Genomic DNA, 23,846 nt, shown 5'->3' with positions numbered 1-23,846 from the left:
CGGCTTTCAGCGTTGGTGGATGTTCCTTTCGAGTTCGTCCAGGGCGTCAACCATACCCACAGCCAGCCGCTGCATGTGGGGCACTCGTTCCCTACAGGCCACCATGCCGAAATTCAGGAAATCGCCGTGACTGACGCAGGTGAAGTTCAGCGGAATGCCCGGCATGATCAGGCTGACGGGATAGACGTGAAGCAGTTCGGCGCCATTCAGGTAGCGGGCTTCGCGCTGCCCGGGAACGTTGGAGACCGTGGTATTGAACAGCTGGCGACCGGTCCTGCCGATGCCCAGTACCACCGACGACAGAAAGGGACCTGTCGAAAGCAGTGAATAGACATTGACCGCATGGGCAGGAAGCTCGTTCAGCATGGCTTTTCCGGCATGTGTGGACCGTTTAACGTGTTCCAGACGCAGGGCCGGATCAGCAATGTTGGTTCCCAGGCTGCCGAACAACAGGCTCACCTGGTTGCCAATGCTGATGTCGCCGGATTTTCTCGTGGACACCGGCAGCGCCGCGGTGAGCGAGTCCTCGGGCAAGGCATTTGCCTCAATCAGGTACTCGCGCAGGGCGCCACCCACGATCGCCAGCACCACATCATTGACCGTGGCTCCTGTTGTCTTCGCCAGCGTCTTAAGCCGCGCCAGTTCGAAGTGCTGGGTGGCAACCCGGCGATGGGGGCCAATCGGGCCATTCAGGATGGTCTCGGGTGTTGACCTGAACGTCGTCAGGGTCTCGTTTTTGGTGCGCAGCTTCAGGGACGCTGCGAAACCTGCCTTCAGGTCTGAGAGGCTTGGCAACGTGCCCCTGTCCGGCTCTTTTGCCCCGCCCGAGCCTATCTCCGCCTGCGCCTTGGCCCACATGGGAGTACTCAGTGAATCCGCGTCCGTCGACAGGCTGCCAACCACCAGACGAGTGCCGCTGATGCCGTCGACAAGCGCGTGATGGATCTTTACGTAGAGAGCAAACCGATTGTCGGAGAGCCCCTCGATGAAGTGGCACTCCCAGAGCGGCTTCTCCAGATCCATCGGTAATTCGTGAATCCAGGCGATCATGTGGCCTAGCTCCTTTTCACCACCGGGCGCCGGCAAGGACCACTGCCTCAGGTGATATTCCAGGTCCAGGTCGTAGACTTCCCGGGTCGCAGGCCGGAGCTGCCAGCGAGTGGGACGCGTAAGCACCTGATTCCAGGGATAGACGACCCGGGTTTCCTCCCGCCAGCGTGCGGTCAGGCTACTGACGAAGGTTTTGCGTTCCTGATCGGTCAGCGAGGTGGGATAGGAAAACGTCATCAATGCCGCCACGTGCATGGGCATGTTCTTGCCTTCCAGTTGCAGGGACGCGGCATCCAGCAACGGCATTTTTCTCAGGGTCATACCGCCTCCTCGACCGCGTTTGCTACCGCTGCCTTCGCAGGCTCACCAACGCCGAGCTTTTCCTCGAGTTCCCTGCATGCCTCCTCCATACCGAGCGCCAGTTTCTGCATGTGCGGAACGGTATCCCGACAGGCGGTGATACCCACGTTGAGCGTTCCGGCATGGCTGTAGCAGGTGAAGCTCACCGCCATCCCCGGGAACACGATGTTCGCCGGATACAAATTCACCAGGCGCGCGCCCCTGAGGAACTTTTCCTCGCTGCCGCCAGGCACGTTGGACACCACCGTGTTGAATAGCGGACGGGTTTTTCCGGTGACACCAATGAGCATCCGGAGCACCGAAGGCATCATGCTTACCAGGGAATAAGGCACCCGCATTTCCTGGGGCAGACCCAGCACCTGCTCTTTGGCCAGGTCGGTGGACTGATGAATCTTCTGCAGACGCACCACCGGGTCCGCAATGTTGGTTCCGAGAATGCTGAAGATCATGCCCACGGCATTGCCGCAACTCTGATCGCCCTCGGCACGCAGGGAGATGGGGATGGCCGCGGTCAGGCTATCCCCCGGAAGCGCGGTAACGCGCTGCAGATATCGGCGGAGCGTACCGCCGACGAGACAGAGCAGCACATCGTTGAGGCTGACCCCCGCCTGTCGGGCCACGGCCTTGATCCGATCCATCGAAAAGCTCTGAGTGGCGAAACGCCGCTGGGCTGCAATCGGGCCATTCAAGGGCGTGTAGGGCGCCGAGCGAAAGGTAGTGAGCTCATCATCTCTGCCGAACAACTTGAGGACGTTCGCCGCGGTACTCATCAACGCCTGGGCGGAGGGAATCTGGAGTGGTCCTGGCTGGAACGGTTTTTCCGGTGCCGAGTGAACCCAGAACGGCGCCGTTTTCTTGTCGGCGAGGCTCTCGGAAAGCCCCTTCATCAGCAGGATATTCGCGCTGATGCCATCGACCATGGAATGATGGAACTTCATGTAGATGGCGAAGCGGTTGTCGGCCAGACCCTCGATGATGAAGCATTCCCACAACAGCCTGCGCAGGTCCATGGGCTGGCTGTGCAGGCGGGCAACCAACTGACCCAATTCCTTCTGCCCCCCCGGCTTGGGCAGGAAAAGGTGGCGGACGTGATATTCGAGGTCCGGGTCATGACAGGTCTTCAGCCTGGGCGCCAGCTGCCACCGGGACGGAGACACCAGTTTCTGGTTCCAGGGGGCCTTGATCCGGGTTTCGTTACGCCAGTCCTCGACCAGCCGGGTCACGAAATCGGCCCCGGCTTTTGCCGGCAGCTCGAAGATCATTAATCCGGCCACGTGCATGGGCGCATTGGGGTTTTCCAGCTGGACAAAGGCCGCGTCCAATGGCGTCAATTTCTTATAGTTTGTCATCTTCTCTCTCCCGAGCGTCCGGCTCCTTTCTGGAGCTGCTCTTTCATAAACGTTGTTATTTGTTGTCTGGCACCGGAGGCTTCCGGGAACCAATCCTCCAGCAGCGGAAAGGCGTGCGGAAGGTGGGGCCACAAGGCCAGCTCGCTAGGGACGCCGGCCGCGGCAAGGCGGCGGGCAAACAGCACACTGTCATCGCGCAGCAGTTCCGCCTCACTGGCGACGATCAGGGTCGGTGGCAGCCCACGGCACTCGCCCAGGAGGGGCGATATTTCCGGATTGGCGCTGTCCGCGCCGTCCAGGTACCAGTCCAGGGCTTGCGCCAGCGAGGCAACCGGAAGCATGGCGTCACGACCGGCATTGACGAACCGGGAGGGCGAACCATGCAGACGGCCAAGGTCGAGCGCCGGCGAGACCGCGATGGCGCAAGCGGGCATCGGCATTCCCCGATCCCGGATCCGGTACAGCAGCGACACCAGCAAGTTGCCGCCGGCCGACTCGCCGCCCAGCACAACCCGCTCAGCGGGGACCCCGGAATCGAGCAGCAGACGGTATGCCGCCTCGCAGTCATCGAGAGCGGCGGGAAAAGGGTTGGCAGGCGCCAGCCGGTAGTCCGGAATAAAAGCGCTGGCAGCCAGAGGGTCACAAAGGCGCTCGGCAAAGGACAGGTGTCCCCTGGGCATCGCCGGCAAAACAAACGCGCCGCCATGCAACCACAGAAGCACGGGACTGCCAGTGCTGGTAAACGGTGTACCCAGCGAGTGTCCTGCAACCGCCCCGTCCTCGCCCCAGTGGTAGTCATAGCGAAACCGTTCCCTCTGACGAGCGCTTGCCCAGCGACCGGCGATGCCGATCTGCGCACGGGCTACGCGTCGGGGATGCCCGCGCAACAGGTAGGCCATAAACGGCCGCAGTAGCCAGCGCAGCACAAGGAGCTTGCACCGAGTCGGGAATGAAAGTGGGAGCGAGCGCGTTGAATAGTTGGTGGGGTCAGAGCGTGAATTCATGGAAAGCCAATCCCTTGGGTAATTTCTGCCCACACTATGACCAATTGGTCGTAGTCGCTCCTTGGCTTACAACGTCAACAGCTTGTTATTTCACGCCATGAAAAATCTGGCGTGTTTTACCTGTAATTTGTCGTGAATTGAAAAATAACGGTGTCAAAAACTACCCACGATAGGACCAACACAATAAACAGAACAGGAGCCACCCCATGTCTCTCCCAACTGGTCGGGACGGGCAAAAGCCCTCCCTGCCCTCCAAAGTCTTCATAACCGGCGCCAATGGTTTCATTGGTCGCACCCTCTTCCATCGCTATCGCGAGCTGGGCTGCGAGGCCTGCGGTATGGATCTACAGGCGGATGAAGAGCGCAACGTCATAGCCGGAAACCTGACCGATCCGTCAGGCTGGCGCGATCATGCCAAAGGCTGCGACCTCTTTATCAACACCGCAGCGGTGGTGTCGCTGGCCGCTGACTGGGAGACCTATACCACCACCTCGCTGGTCGGCGTTCGCAACGCTCTGGACGTCGCCATTGCCGTCGGTGCACAGCGCTTCGTGCACTATTCCTCGATCGCCGCCATGGGCTACGACTACGAACCCGGAGCGGACGAGACGGCTCCCGTGGTGATTGGTGAACACTACCGCTACGGCGTGGCCAAGGGCGCCTCCGAACACACGGTGCTCGCCGCCCACGCCGCCGGTGAAATCGACTGCACCATCATCCGCCCGGGGGACGTCTACGGTCCGGGCTCCCGCCCCTGGTTGCTGGAACCCTTGAAGATGGCCCGGGCCGGCCAACTGATCCTGCCCAACCGGGGCAAGGGCATCTTTACCCCGGTGTACATCGATGACCTGATCGACGGCACCCTTCTCGCCGCCGGCCTGCCTTCAGGCAGCGGCCGCATTTTCATCCTCTGGGGCGACGAGCCCGTGACCTGCAGGGAATTCTTCATGAATCACTGGCGCTGGGCCGGCAACAAGGGTTTCCCACCGAGCATGCCTCTGGCTGCTGCCCTGAAACTCACCCAGGGCATCTGGTGGCTGAATCGCAAGCTCAAGCGCCCCAATGAGGTCACGCCGGACGCGATGCTGATGTTCGCACGCAAGGGCGGCTTTTCCATTGAGAACGCACGGAAACACCTCGGCTTCGAACCCAAGGTCAACCTAGAAGAGGGCATGACACGTTCCGAAGCGTGGCTCAGAGAGATCGGAGAACTGAGCCGAACCGATAGCCCGTCCTTTGACCAGGAAGCCAGCGCCTGACGCGGGCCTCTGACTTTGCCAACAACACACACCAAGGAGACACCCGATGCGAAGTGCCATCGTTGAAGACAACAACCTGAAGATCGTGGATTTGCCGGAACCCAAACCACGTCAGAACGAGCTCCTCATCAAATCTCTGGTTTGCGGCATCTGCGGGTCCGACCTGCATTGCCGGCACCACACCCATGAGATAGCCGAGAGCTCCCGCGAGGTCGTGGGTAGCTCCATCATCGACGCCGACAAACCCATACTGATGGGACACGAGTTTGTCGGGGAAGTCCTGGAAACCCGGCAAGGCTCGACGTTCAAGGCTGGCGACCAGGTCGTCTCCCTGCCCTTCCTGATGCGGGAAGAGGGTCTTGCCATGATTGGCTTCAGTTCCGCCGACGTTCCCGGGGGCTTTTCCGAACAGATGCTGGTCGACAGCCGACTCACCATGAAAGTCCCCAATGGCCTGAGCCCGGAAATGGCGGCTCTGACTGAGCCCATGGCCGTTGCCCTGCACGCGGTTAACCGTGGCGAGCCAACCCGGAATCACGTACCACTGGTCATCGGCTGCGGCCCGATCGGTCTTGCCGTTATTGCCGTGCTGAAGATGATGAAGATTGGCCCCATCGTGGCGTCGGATTTCTCGAGAGCGCGTCGTGACCTTGCCAGAAAAATGGGCGCGGATGTCGTGGTCAACCCGGCAGCGCATTCACCCTATGAAAGCTGGAAAGAAGCAGCCCAGACTGCGAGTCCGGAAGAGGCCGGCCCGATCTCACCCCTGTTCGGAGGCGCCGACCTGAGACCCTCGCTGATTTTTGAATGTGTGGGTGTACCTGGCCTGATCCAGAATGTCTGTACCGGCGCACCCTACGGGTCTCGGGTCGTGGTTGTGGGTCTGTGCATGGAAAAGGACGCGATAATGCCGTCCTACCCGGTCATGAAAGAAATCGATCTCCGCTTTGTCAGTTTCTACAGCGGTGAGGAATTCGGAGCGACCCTGAACCACCTTGCCAACGGCGAGCTCGATGCCGGCGGGCTGATTTCCGACACGGTGGGCCTGAGTGATATCGAATCCGCCTTCGACCGATTGGGCAAGCCTGAAAACGACGTCAAGATTCTGGTAAAACCGTCAGAATAAGACGTCAAATACGACTAAAAAGCCGCTGTTTCCAGCGGCTTTTTTGTTTATTGCCCGCGCCGGGCCAGCCATCTGCGCAGCAACCGGAGGGGCGCGTTCAGGCGAAGGCTGGGGCGAAAGCCGGTCGCCCGGTAGGCAAATTTTCGGGGGTACAGAAGCTCTATGCTATTGCCTTCCGGGTCATTGACGTACATGACTTTGAATATGCCCGCCTCCAGCGCCTTTCCATTGGCCCGAAACCCCGACCAGAGGGCTTGGGCATACACCTCGTCCCATTCAATCCGGGACTGGGTGTTAAGGGCAAAGTTCATGAAACCGTGCTGGTACAACGCCGGACGCTGCCCCCCTGGAAACGGCTCAGCGGTGCGACAGATTTCCACCACAACGCCGCCGCCACGCAGGTACCTCGGTTCTGACAGACCCGGCTTAACCACGGAAAGACGCTGAGCCCACCCCTCTGGCATCTGCACCGGCGTGACGCCAAGTGAGCCAGACCAGGCACGCGCCACGCCTTCGGCATCGTGGGAATTGAGCCGGATCAGCCGCACTGCGGACGGTTGGTTCCGGCCATTCCAGCCAGCGTCCGGCAGGGGATCGCGCTCATAGATTTCCAGTGCGTTACCCTCGGGGTCACTGGCGTACGCCACCCTGCCACCGGTTTCTCCCTCCACGGCCTCTAGACGCTGCTGGGCCGACAGGGCATCAACGCAACACTGGAACTGTTGGCTATAGATTCCGATACAGGCATAACCCGGCATCACCGGGCTCCAGTGTTCCGGGCGGGGCAGCATTTCCGGCGACCGGAAGTCGAAGAACTCCAACTGGAACATGTCGGCATTGCCGTCGAGAGACCAATAGCAGCGCGTATTTACGCCGTCGATTCCCATCACCCGGGTAGATAGCTTGCCCGCATAGATGGTCCGCCCCGACGACACAAAACCGAACAGGGTGCCGTACCAGGACCGGAGGGCCCTGGCATCCTGACACACGAAGGCAATCTGACTGCAGTATGTGCTCATCGGAATCCCACCTCAGACAACGCGCAGATCCTTCCTCAGGATCTTGCCAACGTTTGACTTGGGCAGCTCCTGCAGCACCTCGATTTCCTTCGGAACCTTGTAGGCGGCGAGACTCTGCCGGCAATGGGCCATCACCGCGTCTTTGTCGATTCCTGATCCCTCGGTCGGCGCCACGAAAAGGCGGATGCGCTCACCGGTTTTCTCGTCCGGCACACCGATACAGGCCGACTCAGCAACCTCGGGCAACTCACTGGCAACGGCTTCCACCTCGTTGGGGTAAACGTTGAAACCCGAGACAATGATCATGTCTTTCTTGCGATCAACAATCTCGAACTGACCGTCCGGGTGCATGACCGCCACATCACCGGTTTTGAAAAAGCCATCTTCGGTGAAGGTATCAGCCGTTGCCTGCTCCCGGTTCCAGTACCCCTTCATGACCTGGGGTCCGCGGGCACAGAGTTCGCCCGGCGTTCCGGCAGGCAGGGCGTTGCCTTGCTCATCGATGATCTTGACCTCAGTGGACGGTACCGGATAGCCCACCGTGCCGCTGAATGCTTCCTGCCCCATCAGGTTCAGGGTGAGGATCGGCGAGGTTTCGGACAAACCGAAGCCTTCCAGGATGTGAGCACCGGTGAAAGACTTCCAGGCCTTGGAGGTGCTCGGGAAGATCTTGGAGCCACCCCCAAATGCCACTTTGTAACGGGACAGGTCCACGTCCTTGAACAAGGGGTGGTGGGTCATGCCCGCATACAGGGTATTGACGCCACCAATAACGGTGAACCTGGAATCCTTGATGGCCTTCAGGTAGGCGTCCATGTCACGGGGATTGGGAATCAGGATGGCTTTGGCGCCAATTGCCGCGTAGGCCACGAAAATCATCAACCCAAAGATGTGATACATCGGCAGTGCCAGCACCAGCACCTCCTCCCCCGGCTCGTTCGCCTCGGGCATGAAGCTCCGGAACTGAATGCTGTTGGCAATCAGGTTACGGTGGGTCAGTGTCGCGCCCTTGGAGGGGCCTGTCGTTCCGCCGGTGTATTGCAGAAACAGGACATCATCGCCGGAAACCGGTACTGCGGTGGGTTTATTACCCGCATTATGCTCCAACAGGTCCGCCATGCCGATGAACTCGCCCAGTTCGGCGGGAATGTCACCACCCGGAATCGGGAGGCCGACCCCATCACCGGGATTGACCACAATCACGTGCGAAACGGACGTAGCGTCACGGATCGGGGTCAGCGACGCCACGGAGCCCGAATAGATAAACAGTGTTTCGGCACCGGAATCATTCAGTTGGTGTTCCAGTTCCCTCGGCGTGTACAGAGGGTTCACGTTCACCTGGATGGCGCCCACCTTCAGAATCGCCAACATGGCCACCGGATAGGCAAAGATATTCGGCAACATGACCGCGACCCGGTCGCCCTTCTTCACCCCGTATTGCTGCTGCAGGGCGCTGGCCAGCGCATCCGAGGCTTCATCAAGCTGGCCATACGTCATGGTGTCACCAAAGCACTCCAGCGCGGCGTGCTCCGGGAAACGCTTGCTAGCGTCATTAAACAAACTGGCAACGGAGGCATGGGTGTCAGGGTCAATTGTGGGGGGAACATCCGCGGGGTATGAATCAAGCCAGGGTTTCATGGTTTTCTCTACCTTAATTGACTGTTCGGATACAAAAAAACGCCCTACCCGGGAAAACCTGTTTTGGCCGGGAGGGCGCTTCTGCATTGGCTGTCTTACTTGACGTTACGGACCCGGGCGTTGTGGTCCGGCTGGGGAGGCGTGATGTAGTTTGCCGGCTCGAGGCCCCGTTCCCGGATCAGGTTGTCCAACATGATCATGATGTCGCTGGCATCCATGATGCCCAGGTAGTTGCCATCGTCGTCGAAATTGACGTTGGCGCCGTGTACTACCATCAGGGTCTCTGTGGGCCCGGTGTTGGTCGCTGGCGTGGTGAACTGGTGAATGGAGCCGCCCGGCTCGTACAGGTAGCAGCCGTCCGTCTGGGGATCGTTGGGGTATTCCTTGTATTCCCAATGGCCCGAAATCGTGAACAGGTGGACCGTACCGGTGTGGTAGTGGCGGGGCAGCGTCACGCCCGGATGGAACCAGACTTTCAGCACCCAGACACCGTTATGCGGATCAAGGAAAAGCGGCTGTACATCAATGCCTGGCACGCCAGGCATGGCGTCTTCATAAACAGGCTGATTTTTGGAGTTCACATAAAGCAGTTCGTGGTGTTCAAAAACCTGGTTTGGCGTCGTCATGGTCGACCTCTCTTGTAGATTGTTGTGCCGTTGGCGGATACCTGCCAGATTTCATGGTCGCCCGATTCCGATGGTGGCACATGATAGAGAATGCCGTTTTCTTGTTATTTCCCGCCAATGCAGCTAGCGTTACCCGTTACAATCATGAACAACAATTACACGTCATTATGGTTACGACTGATCTCACCAGAGCCTCGTCCCTGGCACGATTCGACGAGTTCTGCGCCAAATATGACCTCGACTACCGGGCGATGCTGCGTGAAGCCAGGCTGCCCGAGGACGTGCTCGATCATCCCGAGAGCCTCATTTCCTATGCCCGGCTGGCGACACTGCTCGAAAACTGCGCCAACCGGTCAGAGCATCCATTGTTCGGTCTGGAATACGGCATCTTTCAGGGCACAACCATCTTTGGACGTTTGCTGTATCTGTTCAAAAACGCTCAGACCGTCGGCGACTCGCTGAACGAGCTGATGCAGTATTTCCACCTGCATTCCGCCGGCGGGCTGGTCACGGCCACCATCGAGGACAAGATGGCCATTCTCAGCTACGAACCCTTGTTGAGTGAGGGGGTCGCCAGCAAGCAGGCCGTTGAACTGGCCATCGGGGTGGGCAAGGCCTTGCTGAAAATGCTGCTTGGGACCCAGTGGCGACCCAGTGGCGTGCATTTCCGACACGGGCCCAGCAGTTCGCCGCAGGCCTACAGCCGGCTGCTTGGCCTGCCTCCCCAGTTCGACAGCACCATCAATGGCTGGGTGTTTGAAGCCCGCCTGCTCAACCTGCCCCTGAGCGATTCCGATCCGAAGCTGCATGCCCTGATGCGCGAGCATCTGGAAAAAATGGATGAACTGTCAGTCCAGGAGTTGCCCGCCTACGTTCAGCATCTCATGAAGAATTTTCTGCCCAACGGCCGGGTGACCATTGATCTTGTAGCGGATTACATGCTGCTCAGCTCCCGCTCTCTGCAGCGCTACCTGACCGAGGAAGGCACCTCCTTCCAAAAGCTCCTGGACGAGACCCGCAAGAGTATGGCCGAACGCTACCTCCAGGAATCCGGCATCAGCCTGACCCAGCTTTCCGGCATTCTCGGCTACTCCGACCTGGCGGCTTTCTCCCGCGCCTTCCAGCGCTGGTATGGCGTTAGCCCGCGGCAATGGCGAAAAGATCAGGGAATCCAGCCCTCACCCCGACTGCTATCCATGCGAAAAAAGGCGCCAGGCTGGCTGCGTTGATCGAAAAAGACCCCTCCGGGGAGAAGGGGCTGTAAGGGACACAAATAGTGGGTCCGACGACCCCATGGGGAAACCGCAAGGTCGAGGATCTCCCCACCCCCCGTAGGATACAAGCTCCATTCGCCTGCCGACTTAACTTAAGCCGCCACACATTTGACCTTTCAGAATTCGCCCAAAAGGTCAGGGAACGTTCCTCCGCGACCAAAAAAAAAGCCCGGGCTCGAGACCCGGGCAATAAAGGGAGCACAACAACAAGAGGGCTCTTTACCCTATTTCCGGTAATTCGGATCCAGACACATCAGCACACCGGTGAATTCTTCCAGAGCCTGGACCGGAATCGGGTTATTCGTCATGCAGGCCCAACCTCCTGCCGTGAAAGTGACGTCCCGGGTGTAGGTACCACGCAGGGGTGCCGGGTAGGCGATGAATCTCTCCTGCTCAGGATCAAACCGGTAAATATGGTCTGTCATGGTCTCATTGACCCAGACATCGCCGGTTTTCGGCGCGATATTCAGGGAATAGGGACCTGGACGGGCGTCCGGCGCGAATTCCGGCATTTCGTAGACCTTCATATCCATGGTTTTGGTATCGATACGCGCGATCTCACCGTGACCGTAACCGGTCTGCCAGAGGATACCATCCTCGGCAAAACGCAAACGGCGCGGGCCGAACACCGGGGATTCAATCTCGGTCACTTCCAGTGTGTCCGGGTCGATGCGTCCGATGCGGTTACCCCAGAGCCGGCTGTACCAGATCGAACCATCGAGCGTACTGACCGCCACCCCATAGGTCAGAACCGCCGGCGTGATGGCCACCGGGCGCGGCTCCGGCAAGTCGATCAGGGTGACTTCCTGGCTTTTTGGATCCAGTCGCCCAATCTGCTCGGTACCAACCACACTGAACCAGAGGATGCCTTCGCTATCCACGCGAATGGTGTGCGGGTAGGGCGCGTTGCCCGGCAGCGGGATCTTCTGCTCCCACTCGTTGGTCTCTGGATTGAAAACACCGATGGAGGCGGAGTAGGAATTGGTCACGTACAGCTTGCCATCGTGGCCTTCGGCCAGTGAATGCGGGCCGTGGCGCACGTTGACCTTGTTCATCGCCGGCGGAACACCCAGCACCGTGAAGATGCCACCCAGCGGCATACCTTGCTCCGGATGCGGTACAAACTCCGTCTCGCCCTTCTCCAGGTTGGTAACGTACATGCCATCGGCAAACTGATCCACGGTGTAGACCAGGCCGTTTTCCGAGTGCACATAGGCATCGTGCGGCACACCGGAACTGGGCAACTGGTACTCGTAGACCTTGGTGTGGGCTAACGCGTCATCGAACGGGAAGTCCGGTCGCATTTCCGTGGGCTTGCCATCAAACCCTTCCGCAAAGATCTCAGCCCGGCGGCGATCTTTCTCGGTAATGTCCATGGCGCCCATGTAGGCGTGCATACGCTGCACCGATTGCTGCCAGGACTCCGCCGGGCGAACGGTACGGGTAAAGGGATTGCCCAGCTGGTGACAGGACAGGCACTCGAGCTGGAACTTATCCCGGGTAAATGGCTCGTCTTCGCCGATATCGAACGGCAACTCGTTGAAATGATACGACGCCGCCAGACTCTCCGAGACTTCACGATCCGCGTCGAGCGCGGTCATACGGACATCTTTACCAAGGCTTGCTGCCGCATCAGGCAGAACGATCTGTTCCTCGTGATCGGCGAAGTAATGGGCGCGAAACCTCAGGCGGAGCTCGCCTTGCAGGTCCGTTTCCAATACATATTCGCCCCTGGCATCACTGTAAACAGACTCGGAGATTCCCGCTTGCACGTCCGTCAGTCGAATGATGGCACCGGCGATCGCGTCGCCGTCGGCACTGGTCAGTTTGCCGGACACGGTTCCCGCGGACGCCGGGGAAGCGGCAAACAGCATGGCCGAGATTACGACCGCGTTCGCGACGGCCTTATTGTTTCTTGTAGTCATAACGCTCTCCGTCAATGGATCTCGAGCCGGGCATAACGAAACCATCGCAGCCCAGATCGCCTTATCCTAGGTCGAAGCGCAATCGATCATTTAACCCATCGCGAACAATTCTTGTTTTTTCACGCCAAACTGTACCGTGGCATTTTTTATTAAACTTTAGGCGCCCTTTATCAATTCTCTGTGTGTTTCCCGCTATACAACTACCACTACCCCTATCCGTCCCCCGCTTTGATTCGGGGAGTCCCGGATAACGAATAGTCAAACAACAGATGGGTAAACAGACATGCTTCAAAACAAGAAAACCGTTATTACCGGTGGCGCCTCCGGAATCGGAGAACAGGCGGTTCGCCTGTTCCACGAAAACGGCGCACAGGTTGTCATCGCTGACATGAATGAGGCCAATGGCACCGCCCTGGCCAACGAACTGGGCGAAGGCGTGTCCTTCATCAAAGTCGACCTGAGTATTCCGGAAGAGATCGAGCAGATGATCGCCTCGGCTGTCGAGACCCTGGGCGCCCTGGACATCCTGATCAACAACGCCGGTTTTGGCACCTACGGCCGCACCCACATCATTGCACCGGAAACCTGGTACAAGGTGATGGAGGTCAACCTGAACGCCCTGTTCCACACCTGCCGGCACGCCATTCCCCACCTTATGAAAAACGGCGGCAGTATCATTAACACCGCGTCTGTCTCCGGCACCCGCGCCGATTACGGATTTAACGCTTATGCCGCGGCCAAAGGCGGCGTTATCAACTACACCCGCAACCTGGCTCTGGACTATGCGACCGACAACATCCGCGTTAACAGCATCAGCCCGGGGCTGATCAAAACCCCACTGACCGGCCCACTGACGGGCCAGCCGGAGGCCTACCGGGAATACATGCACAACATTCCGATGAGCCGCGCAGGCGAGCCGCAGGAAATTGCCAAGGTGATGCTGTTCCTGGCCTCGGACCTGGCCAGTTTTGTCACCGGTCAAAACATCTGCGTCGACGGCGGTGCTTCAGCCTGGAACGGCCAACCGCGTTTCACCGAGATTTTCGGTGACGTCACCATTCCCTAACGCCGACATCAATGAGTTCAGGAGCTCTTCAGACATGACATTCAAAGCGTACAAACTGGCGAAGCGCCCGGCCGGCGAGTTCACCGACGACTGTTTCCAGGCGATTGAGCTTGAGAAACCAACACTCAAAGACGGTGACTTCCTGGTCAAACAGACCCACATGTCCCTCGACCCGGCCATGCGGACCTGGGTTCAGGACAACGAGGACAGCTACATCGAGCCGGTTCGCCCGGGTGACATCATGCGTTCCTACGGCGTGGGTGAGGTGGTTGAATCTGAGAATCCGGACTATCCGGTGGGTGCCCGCGTCGTCGGCATCACCGGCTGGGCGGAGTACACCCTGGGCGGTGAGGACATGCAGGTGGTCGACAAGTCCGTCGATGTGCAGGCGCTCCTCTCGGTACTTTACGTCCCGGGTTTCACCGCCTACGTCGGTCTGATGAAGATTGGCCGACCGGTCAAGGGCGAGACCATGGTGGTCAGTGGCGCCGCCGGCTCCGTCGGTTCCCTCGTCGGTCAGATGGGTAAGGCCGAGGGCCTGACGGTCATCGGCGTGGCCGGCAGCGACGAGAAATGCCGCTGGCTGGAAGAGGAGCTCGGTTTCGACAAGGCCATTAATTACAAGGATGCCGACCTTGAGGAACAGCTGGCCGCCGCCACGCCGAATGGTGTCGACCTGTACTTCGAGAACACCGGTGGCCCGATCCAGCACCTGGTATTCAACCGGATGAACCGCCTAGGCAAGATCGTGGTGTGCGGCAACATCGCCGAATACACCAACGAAGTGCCGAACCCGGGGCCAAGCTGGGTGGATATCAATCTGAAAGCCCTGCGAGTGGAAGGTTTCGTGATTACCGATCATTACGACAAGGTAGACGAGTCCATGACCGCGATGGTGGGCTACCTGCAGAACGGTCAGATCAAGTTCCGCAGCCACGTGCTGAAGGGGCTGGACAGCGCGGTGGAAGGCGTGCAACTGCTGTTCTCCGGCCAGAATCAAGGAAAGCTGTTTGTCGAACTCTGACCCGACTTCCCGCCTGCGCTTCCGGCCATTTATCGGCCTCAGTAAAAACAACCTGTGATGAAAGTAGGAGGGGCTCGTACTTTGTAAGCGAGCCACTCCCCCACAATCACACCTTTAATCAAAAACTGTGTCGTCACCGGATAGCTAGACGCCTTCAGCCGCCCAAGGGGCTATTAGCCCATTATTGTTAATTCCTTCAGGCCAGGCGGGCCATTATTTTAAAAGGCTTGCGTGCGAACGCAGGCCTTTTTGACAGATTCGAGCAGAACCCGGGGACAACTCACGGAATAAATGCCGCTCCACAAGGGCGCCTCTCGACCGCCCTGGGTTGAAATTGGGCTGGTCCGCCATAATGTTGTCTGTACATGCAATGATAAAATGGAGTGAATCATGAACATTACCAAGACAGCCTCAGCTCACTGGGAAGGCAGCATCAAGGAAGGCAAGGGTACGATCTCCACCGAGAGCGGCGCGCTCAAGGAGACGCCCTATGGTTTTCGCGAGCGCTTCGAGGGCCAGCCGGGCTCGAACCCGGAAGAGCTGGTCGGTGCCGCCCATGCCAGCTGTTTCTCCATGGCGCTGTCGCTGATTCTCGGCGACGCCGGCATGGAGGCCGAGAGCATCGATACCCAGGCTACCGTGACCCTAACCGAAGATCCGGAAGGTGGTTTTAAAATCCCGAGCATTCATCTGGTGACCCGGGTGAAGATACCGGGAGCCGATCAGGCAGCCTTTGATGAGTGTGCCGAGAAGGCCAAGGCCGGCTGTCCGGTCTCGAAGCTTTACAATGCCGAAATTACCCTGGATGCCACCTTGGAGAGTTGATTCGCGACTGGCACGACGTCAATACTGCGGGGCGGGCCACTTCTCCGGACGTCGGCCAGGCCCTCGTTGCCAACCAGGCTATTCAACGAACTTTTGCTAGCGCACACTAATACCTCGCTTACATTAACCCTGAAAAATTCATTCGAGAGTGTAATAACAGTTCAATTGAACTATAAAGAAAGGGCTCAGTACGGAAACCGCTACCCTGACAACCTACAAGAAAAGGAAGGACGCCAATGAAACCTGTCAGAAGATTTCCTGTAAGCCCTGCGCGGCTGTGGATAGCAGCTTCGCTACTCCCGGTTATGACCCTCGGTATGGCCAGCAACGCCCTGGCTGACTGCGAGAGGGGCGCGCTGGACGCCATGTACTGTGATGAAGATGGCGACCTCGTTGCCGATCGCCCGGACGACAAGTCGGAGTGGGTCAATCCAGACACTCTGATTTTTGCCTACACCCCGGTAGAAGATCCCGCGATCTATTCGGATATCTGGCAGCCCTTTATCGAGCACCTCGAAGAAGTCACCGGCCGGGATGTTCGCTTTTTCGCCGTTCAGTCCAATGCGGCCCAGGTAGAAGCCATGCGTAGCGGCCGCCTCCACGTCGCGGGATTTTCCACCGGCCCCACGCCGTTTGCAGTAAATCTCGCCGGAGCCGTTCCCTTCGCCTTGATGGGCTCGGATGAGGGGCAGTTCGGCTACACGCTGCAGGTCTATACCCAGCAAGATTCAGACATCAAGGAAATACCAGACCTGAAAGGCAAACGCGTGGCTCACACCTCGCCGACATCCAACTCAGGCAATCAGGCGCCCAGAGCACTTTTCCCGGAAATGGGCGTGGTGCCGGATGAGGATTACGAGGTCATTTATTCCGGCAGCCATGACCAGTCCATGCTCGGGGTTGTCGCCGGCGACTACGACGCCGCGCCCGTCGCCTCTGAGGTCGTTGAACGTATGGCGGACCGGGGCCTCTACGACGAAGAGGATGTGCGAATTGTCTGGGAATCCGATCGCTTCCCCACCACTTCCTACAACTACGCCTACAACCTGCACCCCGACCTGGTCGATAAAATCAAGGAAGCCTTTTATTCCTTCAAATTCGCAGGGACGGAACTCGGCAAGGAATTCGATGGCGTAGAAACCTTTATTCCCATCAATTACAAACAGCACTGGAAAGTTATCCGGGCCATTCAGGCTTCCAACGGCGTGCAGTACACCCCGGACAATCTGCAGTAACGCCGGCCTCTTGCCGGTGCGGTCAGCCATGGCTGCGCCGGCAAGCATTCCGTTCATTTCCGCAGGTGCAAGATCCCTATGCTTGAGATTTCCAACCTGGTTAAACGTTACGGTAGCGACGAGCCGGTATTGAAAGGCCTGGACCTGGTCGTGGAAGGCAATACCGTGGTTTCGGTCGTCGGGGCATCCGGCGCTGGCAAGAGCACGATGCTGCGGTGCATCAATCGTCTGGTCGAACCCACGTCCGGCTCCATCAAGCTGAACGGCCGGGAACTGGTCAACCTCCGGGGCGCCAACCTGCGGCGTGCCCGTCGAACAATCGGCATGGTGTTCCAGGGGTTCAACCTGATAGACCGGCTGACGGTGATGGAAAATGTGCTGGCTGGCCGCCTTGGCTATGTGTCCCTTTACCAGGCCCTGACCAGAAAATTTCCCCAGACCGACATAGATCGCGCCTTCCATCTGATGGACCGTGTCGGCATTGCCCATTACGCAAACAAGCGAGCGGACGAACTCTCCGGCGGCGAACGCCAACGTGTCGGTGTTGTCCGGGCTCTGATGCAGGAGCCGGAAATTCTGCTTGCCGATGAGCCAACCGCGTCTCTTGACCCAAAAACATCCGAACAGATCATGGTGCTGTTACAGAGCCTCGCCAGCGAACTCTCCCTGCCCGTTCTGATCAACATTCATAACGTCTCCCAGGCCAGAACCTACACCGATCGAATTGTGGGTCTGCGCAACGGCCAGATGATTTTTGACGGCACTCCTGGCGAGTTCAACCAGGAGGCGCTCGATGCCATCTACGGAGGCATAGAGGCTCCCGATGAAACCGGAGGCGAGGAGCAACAGGCCGTGGAGACCAGTGATACATGAGCGAGGCAAGACAGGAAGCCGGCCCGCTTACCGGGCAGAAATGGAAAAAACCGCCCTTCATCGCCAGCCCCTGGCTCAGATACGGCCTGCTGATCGCGGTGGTTATCTATCTCTACTGGACATTCAACACACTGCCATTCAATTGGGACCGAATTGCCGAGGGCCTGCCGAGGGCCGCCCGTATATTCGGCGGGGCCTTTCCTCCGAGCTTTGAACGGGGCGAATTAATGTGGACCGGCTTCAAGGAGAGTTTCCAGATAGCCTTTCTGGCAACTCTTCTTGGCGTTTTTCTATCCATACCCATAGCGCTGATGGCGGCAAAAAACCTTGCGCCCATGCCGATATACCTTCTGGGACGCGGCATCATCATTCTGTCCCGCAGCTTCCACCCGGTAATTGTCGCCATACTGTTCGTGGCGGCGGTCGGGTTTGGCCCTCTTGCCGGCATTCTGACACTGACGCTCTACTCCATCGGTTTCGTTGCCAAACTGCTTGCCGAAAAGGTGGAGGAAATCGACTGGGGTCAGATGGAAGCCATGCGGGCGGCTGGAGCCGGATTCTTCAAGACCCTGATTTATGGTGTCTTTCCACAAATCCTGCCACGCCAGATCGGTCTTTCAATGTATCAGCTGGACAGCAACCTGCGGGCCTCGGCTGTCGTAGGTATTGTCGGCGCAGGCGGTATTGGCTCAACCCTGATGAACGCCTTCGGACGCTACGATTACGACTTCGCCTTTGCAATCCTGATTCTCATAGTCGGTGTGATTCTTGTGAGTGAAGGGATCAGCGGATGGGTGAGGAAGAAAATATGGTAGAGCAGACAGCAGAATTTACCACCCGCCCATGGACCCGGTACAGCAGAAAGGAGCGCTGGATCCGGTTCGCGATCTATTTTATCACTCTCTTTGCGGTGGTCTGGGCCATAAGGGACATTGATATCTTCTGGCCCTGGGTATGGGACGCACCTACCCAGATCCAGAACCTGGGCGGCCGCATGTGGCCCCCTGAGTTTGAAGCCTGGTCGGCGATCCTGAATGCCATGCTGGAAACCGTGCACATAGCCACGTTATCCACCCTGCTCACCATCTTCATCGCGCTCCCTGTGTCCTACATTGCGGCCCAGAACACCACGCCAAACCGGCTGACCCTCTGGATCGGCCGTTTTATTCTGGTGTCCAGCCGCTCCGTGAACACCATTATCTGGGCATTACTGTTCGTGGCCATCTTCGGCCCGGGCGTACTGGCGGGCATCCTGGCAGTGATGTTCAGGTCGGTGGGATTTATCGGAAAACTCATGGGTGAAGCCATAGAGGAAATCGACCGGCGCCCCGTGGAAGCCATGGAAGCGACCGGAGCCTCACGGATGAAAGTCGTCCTGTTCGGGATCGTCCCCCAGGTCATGCCGGCGTTCTTTGCCATCGTCATCCTGCGCTGGGACATCAATATCCGTGAGTCCACTGTGTTGGGGCTGGTTGGGGCCGGTGGTATTGGCGTTCTTCTCCAGGGGTCCATTGACACCTTCGCCTGGCAGACAGTGGCCACCATACTGCTGGCAATCATTGTTCTGGTGCTGGTGGGCGAAGCCCTGACGAGCCTGCTGCGCAAGAAGGCACTGTAACCCGTGATGCCAATGAGCAAAGCCCATGCATGATTTTGATTTTCAGAATGCCAGATATCTCTTCACGGATGTGGATGACACTCTGACCACCGACGGCCGCTTGCGTCCCGAAACTTACAGTGCCCTGTGGCGCCTGGCAGATGCCGGCATTATCATAATCCCGGTAACCGGCGGCTGTGCCGGCTGGTGCGACCAGATCATAAGGACCTGGCCGGTGCAGGCGGTTATTGGCGAAGGTGGCAGCTTCTATTTTTCACGCGCCGCCAACGGCTCGGTAGACTGTCGATACTGGGCGGAGCGTGAAAGCCACAAGGCCGACCGGCTCGCCATCATCGAGGCCATTAGCGCCCTGAATCCTGCGCTGGACATCGCCCTGTCAAAGGATCACCACTTCCGTCTGGTGGATGTTGCCATCGACTACAACCAGGACCGACGGCTTTCCGATGCTCAGGTGCGCGAGGTCATGCAGGAACTGCTCAACCGTGGTTTCCGGGTGAAAAAAAGTTCCATTCACATCAATGTCGCCCAGGGAACCTTCGACAAGTGCGCCATGACCCGACGCCTGGCTGCCGAGCTTTTTAACCTCTCGACCGAGGAACTGAAGGCCCAGTCGGTTTTCATAGGGGACGCGCCCAACGATGAAAGCATGTTTGCCTTTTTCCCCCAGAGCGTGGGGGTTGCCAACATTGTGCCCCACCTCGATCAACTGAAATGCCGGCCGGCCTACGTGACCAGTCGCCGGTGCGGAGCGGGGTTTGTCGAGCTTGCTGATCAGTGGCTCGCCAGCATCGCTTTACCGGGATCGGTCACCCGGAAATGAGTTCCAGAGAATGAAACTCACCAAACGGCAGACCCAGATCCTCGAGCAGGTGCGACGTGACAACCATGTCGAGGTAGAGGACATCGCCCGCCAGTTCCGTGTAACGTCACAGACCATCCGCAAGGACATCAACCGGCTCTGTGAACTGGGGCTTCTGCGAAGGCGCTACGGGGGTGTAAGCCTGCCCTCTTCCATGTCCAATGTGTCAGTCATGTCCCGCCGGGTGCTGAACCAGTTTGCCAAACAGGCCTTGGCGGCGACGGTCGCAGGCCACATTCCCGAAAACTCTTCGGTTTTTCTGGGCGTAGGCAGCACCATGGAATTCGTGGCGCGGGAGCTTTCAGCCCACGGCAGCCTGCAGGTGCTTACCAACAATCTGAGCGTTGTTTCTGCCCTGAGCGGCAACCCGGGCATCGAAGTGATTGTTTCCCGCGGCAGCCTGCGGCATTACGATCTCGATCTGGTCGGCCACCAGACCGTGGCGTTTTTCAACGACTTCCGCGCCGATTTCGGGGTAATTGGAACAGGAAGCCTGGATTCTGCAGACGGACTGATGGATTTCGACCCGAGGGAGGCAGAAATAAGTCAGGCGATTCTGGCAAATTCAAGACAACGGGTTCTGGTTGCAGATCACAGCAAATGGGAGCGCACGGCGTCGGTGAAAGTGGCGCCTTTTTCCGGAATTGATCTTTTCATTACCGATTCCATCCCGGATGACAAGCGTCACGTGCTTCCTGCCTCGCTGAAGGTAATTCGGACCCAGGAAGGTTAAGCCCGGATTGCCCGGACCAGATCAAGCAGCTGGAGGAAGAGCTGGGAACGCAGTTATTTGATCGCCGCAAATAGAGCGAGGGTATATAGATGGAAATGGGTCTGAAAGGCAAGAACGCCGTCGTCACCGGCGGCAGCAAGGGTATCGGTCGTTCCATCGCGCTGGCGCTGGCGGCCGAGGGTGTTAACGTGGCAATTTGCGCCCGCAGTGAGGGGCCACTGGATTACACCCTGAAGGAGATTGAGGCGCTGGGCGTAAAGGGCTACCGGGAGGCCTGCGATGTTGGCGACAAGAACCGCCTGGACGCGTTTCTGGATAACGTGAAAGGCACTCTTGGCAGCGTGGATATCCTGGTGTGCAACGTGTCCGCACTGGGTGCGGGCAACGATCTGAAGGCCTGGGATGCCAATATCACCCTGGATCTGCTGTCGACGGTCCGTGCGGTGGACAAGGTATTGCCGTGGATGAAGGAAGCCGGCAGCGGCAACATCATTATCCTGTCGTCCATCTCCGGAATCGAGGTGGGAACCACCCAACCCTATGCAGCCACCAAGGCGGCTCTGATCAGCTATGCCAAATCGCTGGCGGTCGACCATGGCCCCGATGGCATCCGCGTCAACAGCATTGCCCCGGGCTCCATAAAATTCCCCGGCGGCATCTGGGACAAGGCGGAGAAGGCCGGCTCCGACCGCTACCACAACACCCTGAAAAAAATCCCCTGGGGTCGCTTCGGCCGCCCGGAGGAAGTGGCCAATGTAGCAGTCTTCCTGGCCTCTGACGCCGCCAGCTGGGTCACCGGGGCCTGCATTCCTGTAGACGGCGCCCAGCACAAGTCCAATATGTAAGGTGCGCCACGGAAGAACACCTAACCGTCCGCAGGATCTTCGGATTCTACCCTGGCTCCACGCACCCAGGCCGCCCGGAAGGTTTCCGAAGCCACCCCGGCCAGAAGCCCGAAAAACGGGTCGGCCCAGATGGTTACCAGTGCGGTTATTGCAATGACAGGCCAGCAGGACGGTTTGGCGTTCCAGAGACGCCTGGACAGGGCAAGCTCGACGGCCGCCACAAACAACAGGGCGCCGAGACCCGCCATGGGAATTGCCGCAATGACTGACAGACCTCCCGGTATAAAGGCGACCATGAGCAGAGCTGTCCCCAGTAAAACGGGCGCCATGCCGGTCCGGGCACCGAAGCGATAGTGCGCCGCCACACCACCCGCTCCGTGGCACATCGGCAATGCACCGAACGGCACCAAAAAGAGATTGGCCAGGCCGGTGGACACCGACAACCGGGCAGGCGTGACACGATGAGACTGCTCGCCGAAGTAATCCCCAACCACCAATGCAGTCAGTACGATGGCGTTGGTCAAGGTCAGGGCCAGCTGGGGTAACACGAGCGTGGAAACCGCTTGTTGCCAATCATCAATGCCCGGCAATTCAGGCCATGAGAGTACAACCAAACCCTCCACAGGAAGCGTGAGCCCGGGTGCCGCCAGCAATGTACCGATTGCGACAGACCCACCAAGTCCGATCAGCGCCGCTGGCCAGCTTGGCAACATCTTCAGGGTGATGCCCAGCACCGCCAGTGTGATCACGCCCAAGGGCACGGACGTGGCCATCAACCCCATACTCATGCTGGCTAGCATCAATCCCAGCCCCAACTGCAGGCCGCTTAACACGGATCTTGGAATAAGACGGGCTGCGCCGTTAATCCAGCCGGTCAGGCCCAGTACCAACAGTATCGCCCCGATCAGCACGCCACTGGCGACCAGGCTCTGAGAACTCACCTGGCTGGTCAGCAACAACGCGGCAACCGCTTTCATGGGCTGCACTGGTATCGGCAGGCGATAATACAGCCCCGTTGCGATGTAGAAGGCGGCAAACCCCAGCAGCACGGGTATCGGAGCCAGCCCCGCCAACCCGATAGCCCCCAGACCCAGCGGAATCAGGGTGCCAATGTCACCCAACGCCCCGCTGGCATCCTTCACCAGGTTTTTTTGTAATGAAGGCATGATTAACTCGCCTGTTTGTTGTTATTGGTGCTGTTCAAGCGTTGTAGACAACTTTCCCCAGCTCACTGATGTCGTAACCACCCAACGCCTCGGCACGCTGGACGAAGCGCTCGCTACCGGCAAACCCCAGCAGGCGCTGCAGGGCCGGCTCAAAGTAATGACGCCGGCGCATGGCCAAGTCAAAATGCTCCTGTTGCAGCGGAATAAACGCCAGCCCCTGGCGCCGCGCCGCCGCCTCGATTCCCACGCCGATATCTGCTTCGCCCTGGCGAATGGCCAAAGCGAGATCGTCCTCGCTGAGTGACGGGTGAGCGGCCCATGCAAGTTGCCTGGCATCGATACGGTGGCGAGCGAGCAAACTCTGCAGCAAGTGGCTGACGCCGGCATCGGGCTGGCGATGCGCAATACGTATGCCCGGGCGGGCGATATCCTCAAGTCCAGTCAGTTGATGAGGGTTATCGGCCGCCAGAAGAAGCCCTTGCTGGCGTTTTGCCCATCGGATCAGCACCAGATCGCGCATTCCACTCAACCCTAATGTGACAGGGTCATTATAACGCTGGGTTTCAGCGTGCCAGATATGCATCCCGGCCAGCATAGCGCGCCCGTTGATTAATCTTTGTACGCCATCGCCGCTTCCCTGGCACAGCGAAGCCAGTTCCGCGCCGCTCTCTTTCACCGCCCACTCCAGCAACGGATCCTGGCTGCCTGCCAGCACCGGCGGGATCGGAGAACTGACGGCGTCGTCACCCTCCAGATGGTTCATCAGCCACAGGTCTATACGCTGGCGGGGAAACAACAGCTTGCCCGTCACCCGCACACAGGGAATAACGCCCTGGCTGACCAGATCGTAGACTTTGCGCTCTTTCAGGCGCAGATACTCAGCGGCTTCGGCCGTAGTGAGGTAAGTAGGAAGGGGCATTGTCTATCCTGCTGGCCGGAAAAAGCATAAGACTGTTTTTAGCTGCATATTTT

At 58.7% G+C, this 23,846-nt stretch carries 22 protein-coding genes; 13 read left to right on the top strand and 9 right to left on the bottom strand.

The window, feature by feature from the left end; translation table 11 throughout:
* Nucleotides 1-6: 6 nt before the first annotated feature.
* Genes FDP08_RS15415 through FDP08_RS15405 form a run of 3 tightly spaced genes read right to left on the bottom strand, consistent with a single transcriptional unit; the run spans nt 7 to nt 3,763 of the window.
* Nucleotides 7-1,371, bottom strand: coding sequence for a WS/DGAT/MGAT family O-acyltransferase (locus tag FDP08_RS15415; RefSeq protein ID WP_137437008.1), 1,365 nt, complete (start codon nt 1,369-1,371; stop codon nt 7-9).
* The gene (locus tag FDP08_RS15410) at nt 1,368-2,759 is read right to left on the bottom strand and encodes a WS/DGAT/MGAT family O-acyltransferase (protein WP_137437007.1); all 1,392 of its coding nucleotides are present in this window, start codon (nt 2,757-2,759) and stop codon (nt 1,368-1,370) included. The genes FDP08_RS15415 and FDP08_RS15410 overlap by 4 nt, the downstream gene beginning before the upstream one ends.
* Nucleotides 2,756-3,763, bottom strand: a complete 1,008-nt coding sequence (locus FDP08_RS15405; RefSeq protein ID WP_137437006.1) for an alpha/beta hydrolase — start codon at nt 3,761-3,763, stop codon at nt 2,756-2,758. The genes FDP08_RS15410 and FDP08_RS15405 overlap by 4 nt, the downstream gene beginning before the upstream one ends.
* Before the next feature lie 206 nt (nt 3,764-3,969).
* On the opposite strand from FDP08_RS15405, the gene FDP08_RS15400 reads away from it, so the two are divergent.
* The gene (locus FDP08_RS15400; RefSeq protein WP_137437005.1) at nt 3,970-5,022 is read left to right on the top strand and encodes an NAD-dependent epimerase/dehydratase family protein; all 1,053 of its coding nucleotides are present in this window, start codon (nt 3,970-3,972) and stop codon (nt 5,020-5,022) included.
* Nucleotides 5,023-5,068: 46 nt separating this feature from the next.
* Entirely contained in the window at nt 5,069-6,148 is a 1,080-nt protein-coding gene (locus FDP08_RS15395) for a zinc-binding dehydrogenase (RefSeq protein ID WP_137437004.1), read from the top strand.
* A 47-nt stretch (nt 6,149-6,195) separates the two neighbouring features.
* Here the strand turns inward: FDP08_RS15395 and FDP08_RS15390 are convergent, their stop codons facing one another.
* The 3 genes from FDP08_RS15390 to FDP08_RS15380 form a co-directional block, all read right to left on the bottom strand.
* Nucleotides 6,196-7,167: a VOC family protein gene (locus FDP08_RS15390; RefSeq protein ID WP_137437003.1), complete on the bottom strand. Its 972-nt coding sequence runs from the start codon at nt 7,165-7,167 to the stop codon at nt 6,196-6,198.
* A 12-nt stretch (nt 7,168-7,179) separates the two neighbouring features.
* The gene (locus FDP08_RS15385) at nt 7,180-8,805 is read right to left on the bottom strand and encodes an AMP-binding protein (protein ID WP_137437002.1); all 1,626 of its coding nucleotides are present in this window, start codon (nt 8,803-8,805) and stop codon (nt 7,180-7,182) included.
* A 95-nt stretch (nt 8,806-8,900) separates the two neighbouring features.
* Nucleotides 8,901-9,431, bottom strand: coding sequence for a 2,4'-dihydroxyacetophenone dioxygenase family protein (locus FDP08_RS15380; RefSeq protein ID WP_137437001.1), 531 nt, complete (start codon nt 9,429-9,431; stop codon nt 8,901-8,903).
* A 167-nt stretch (nt 9,432-9,598) separates the two neighbouring features.
* Between FDP08_RS15380 and FDP08_RS15375 the strand changes: the two genes are divergently transcribed.
* A complete protein-coding gene (locus FDP08_RS15375; protein WP_137437000.1) occupies nt 9,599-10,660 on the top strand; it encodes an AraC family transcriptional regulator in 1,062 nt (353 codons plus the stop codon).
* Nucleotides 10,661-10,929: 269 nt separating this feature from the next.
* Here the strand turns inward: FDP08_RS15375 and FDP08_RS15370 are convergent, their stop codons facing one another.
* Nucleotides 10,930-12,630 (bottom strand): carboxypeptidase regulatory-like domain-containing protein, encoded by a 1,701-nt coding sequence (locus tag FDP08_RS15370; protein WP_170979044.1) that lies wholly within the window; start codon nt 12,628-12,630, stop codon nt 10,930-10,932.
* Nucleotides 12,631-12,913: 283 nt separating this feature from the next.
* On the opposite strand from FDP08_RS15370, the gene budC reads away from it, so the two are divergent.
* The 10 genes from budC to FDP08_RS15320 all read left to right on the top strand — a co-directional run bounded on the left by budC (nt 12,914) and on the right by FDP08_RS15320 (nt 21,708).
* The gene (gene budC, locus FDP08_RS15365; protein ID WP_137436998.1) at nt 12,914-13,696 is read left to right on the top strand and encodes a meso-2,3-butanediol dehydrogenase; all 783 of its coding nucleotides are present in this window, start codon (nt 12,914-12,916) and stop codon (nt 13,694-13,696) included.
* Between the two features lie 34 nt (nt 13,697-13,730).
* Nucleotides 13,731-14,720 (top strand): NADP-dependent oxidoreductase, encoded by a 990-nt coding sequence (locus FDP08_RS15360; protein ID WP_137436997.1) that lies wholly within the window; start codon nt 13,731-13,733, stop codon nt 14,718-14,720.
* A 390-nt stretch (nt 14,721-15,110) separates the two neighbouring features.
* Nucleotides 15,111-15,545 (top strand): OsmC family protein, encoded by a 435-nt coding sequence (locus FDP08_RS15355; RefSeq protein WP_137436996.1) that lies wholly within the window; start codon nt 15,111-15,113, stop codon nt 15,543-15,545.
* 317 nt (nt 15,546-15,862) lie between these two features.
* Nucleotides 15,863-16,780 carry a phosphate/phosphite/phosphonate ABC transporter substrate-binding protein gene (phnD, locus tag FDP08_RS15350; protein ID WP_228263326.1) on the top strand — a complete coding sequence of 306 codons (918 nt, stop codon included), beginning with the start codon at nt 15,863-15,865 and terminating at the stop codon, nt 16,778-16,780.
* A 78-nt stretch (nt 16,781-16,858) separates the two neighbouring features.
* Nucleotides 16,859-17,653 carry a phosphonate ABC transporter ATP-binding protein gene (gene phnC / locus FDP08_RS15345; RefSeq protein ID WP_137436994.1) on the top strand — a complete coding sequence of 265 codons (795 nt, stop codon included), beginning with the start codon at nt 16,859-16,861 and terminating at the stop codon, nt 17,651-17,653.
* Nucleotides 17,650-18,468, top strand: coding sequence for a phosphonate ABC transporter, permease protein PhnE (gene phnE, locus FDP08_RS15340; RefSeq protein ID WP_137436993.1), 819 nt, complete (start codon nt 17,650-17,652; stop codon nt 18,466-18,468). The genes phnC and phnE (FDP08_RS15340) overlap by 4 nt, the downstream gene beginning before the upstream one ends.
* Nucleotides 18,462-19,271: a phosphonate ABC transporter, permease protein PhnE gene (phnE, locus tag FDP08_RS15335; RefSeq protein ID WP_137436992.1), complete on the top strand. Its 810-nt coding sequence runs from the start codon at nt 18,462-18,464 to the stop codon at nt 19,269-19,271. The genes phnE (FDP08_RS15340) and phnE (FDP08_RS15335) overlap by 7 nt, the downstream gene beginning before the upstream one ends.
* A gap of 25 nt (nt 19,272-19,296) precedes the next feature.
* On the top strand, nt 19,297-20,091 hold the full coding sequence (locus FDP08_RS15330; RefSeq protein WP_137436991.1) for an HAD-IIB family hydrolase: 795 nt from the start codon (nt 19,297-19,299) through the stop codon (nt 20,089-20,091).
* A 10-nt stretch (nt 20,092-20,101) separates the two neighbouring features.
* On the top strand, nt 20,102-20,863 hold the full coding sequence (locus tag FDP08_RS15325; protein WP_137436990.1) for a DeoR/GlpR family DNA-binding transcription regulator: 762 nt from the start codon (nt 20,102-20,104) through the stop codon (nt 20,861-20,863).
* 89 nt (nt 20,864-20,952) lie between these two features.
* Entirely contained in the window at nt 20,953-21,708 is a 756-nt protein-coding gene (locus FDP08_RS15320; RefSeq protein WP_137436989.1) for an SDR family NAD(P)-dependent oxidoreductase, read from the top strand.
* Nucleotides 21,709-21,728: 20 nt separating this feature from the next.
* On the opposite strand, the gene FDP08_RS15315 is transcribed toward FDP08_RS15320, so the two are convergent.
* Together FDP08_RS15315 and FDP08_RS15310 are read right to left on the bottom strand one after the other, a co-directional pair.
* The gene (locus tag FDP08_RS15315) at nt 21,729-22,874 is read right to left on the bottom strand and encodes a putative sulfate/molybdate transporter (RefSeq protein WP_137436988.1); all 1,146 of its coding nucleotides are present in this window, start codon (nt 22,872-22,874) and stop codon (nt 21,729-21,731) included.
* A gap of 34 nt (nt 22,875-22,908) precedes the next feature.
* Nucleotides 22,909-23,793 carry a helix-turn-helix transcriptional regulator gene (locus tag FDP08_RS15310; RefSeq protein ID WP_137436987.1) on the bottom strand — a complete coding sequence of 295 codons (885 nt, stop codon included), beginning with the start codon at nt 23,791-23,793 and terminating at the stop codon, nt 22,909-22,911.
* Nucleotides 23,794-23,846: the final 53 nt, after the last annotated feature.

The sequence above is a fragment of the Marinobacter panjinensis genome, assembly GCF_005298175.1.
GTDB classification, from domain to species: domain Bacteria; phylum Pseudomonadota; class Gammaproteobacteria; order Pseudomonadales; family Oleiphilaceae; genus Marinobacter; species Marinobacter panjinensis.
This window is presented reverse-complemented; position numbering and strand designations above follow the sequence as displayed.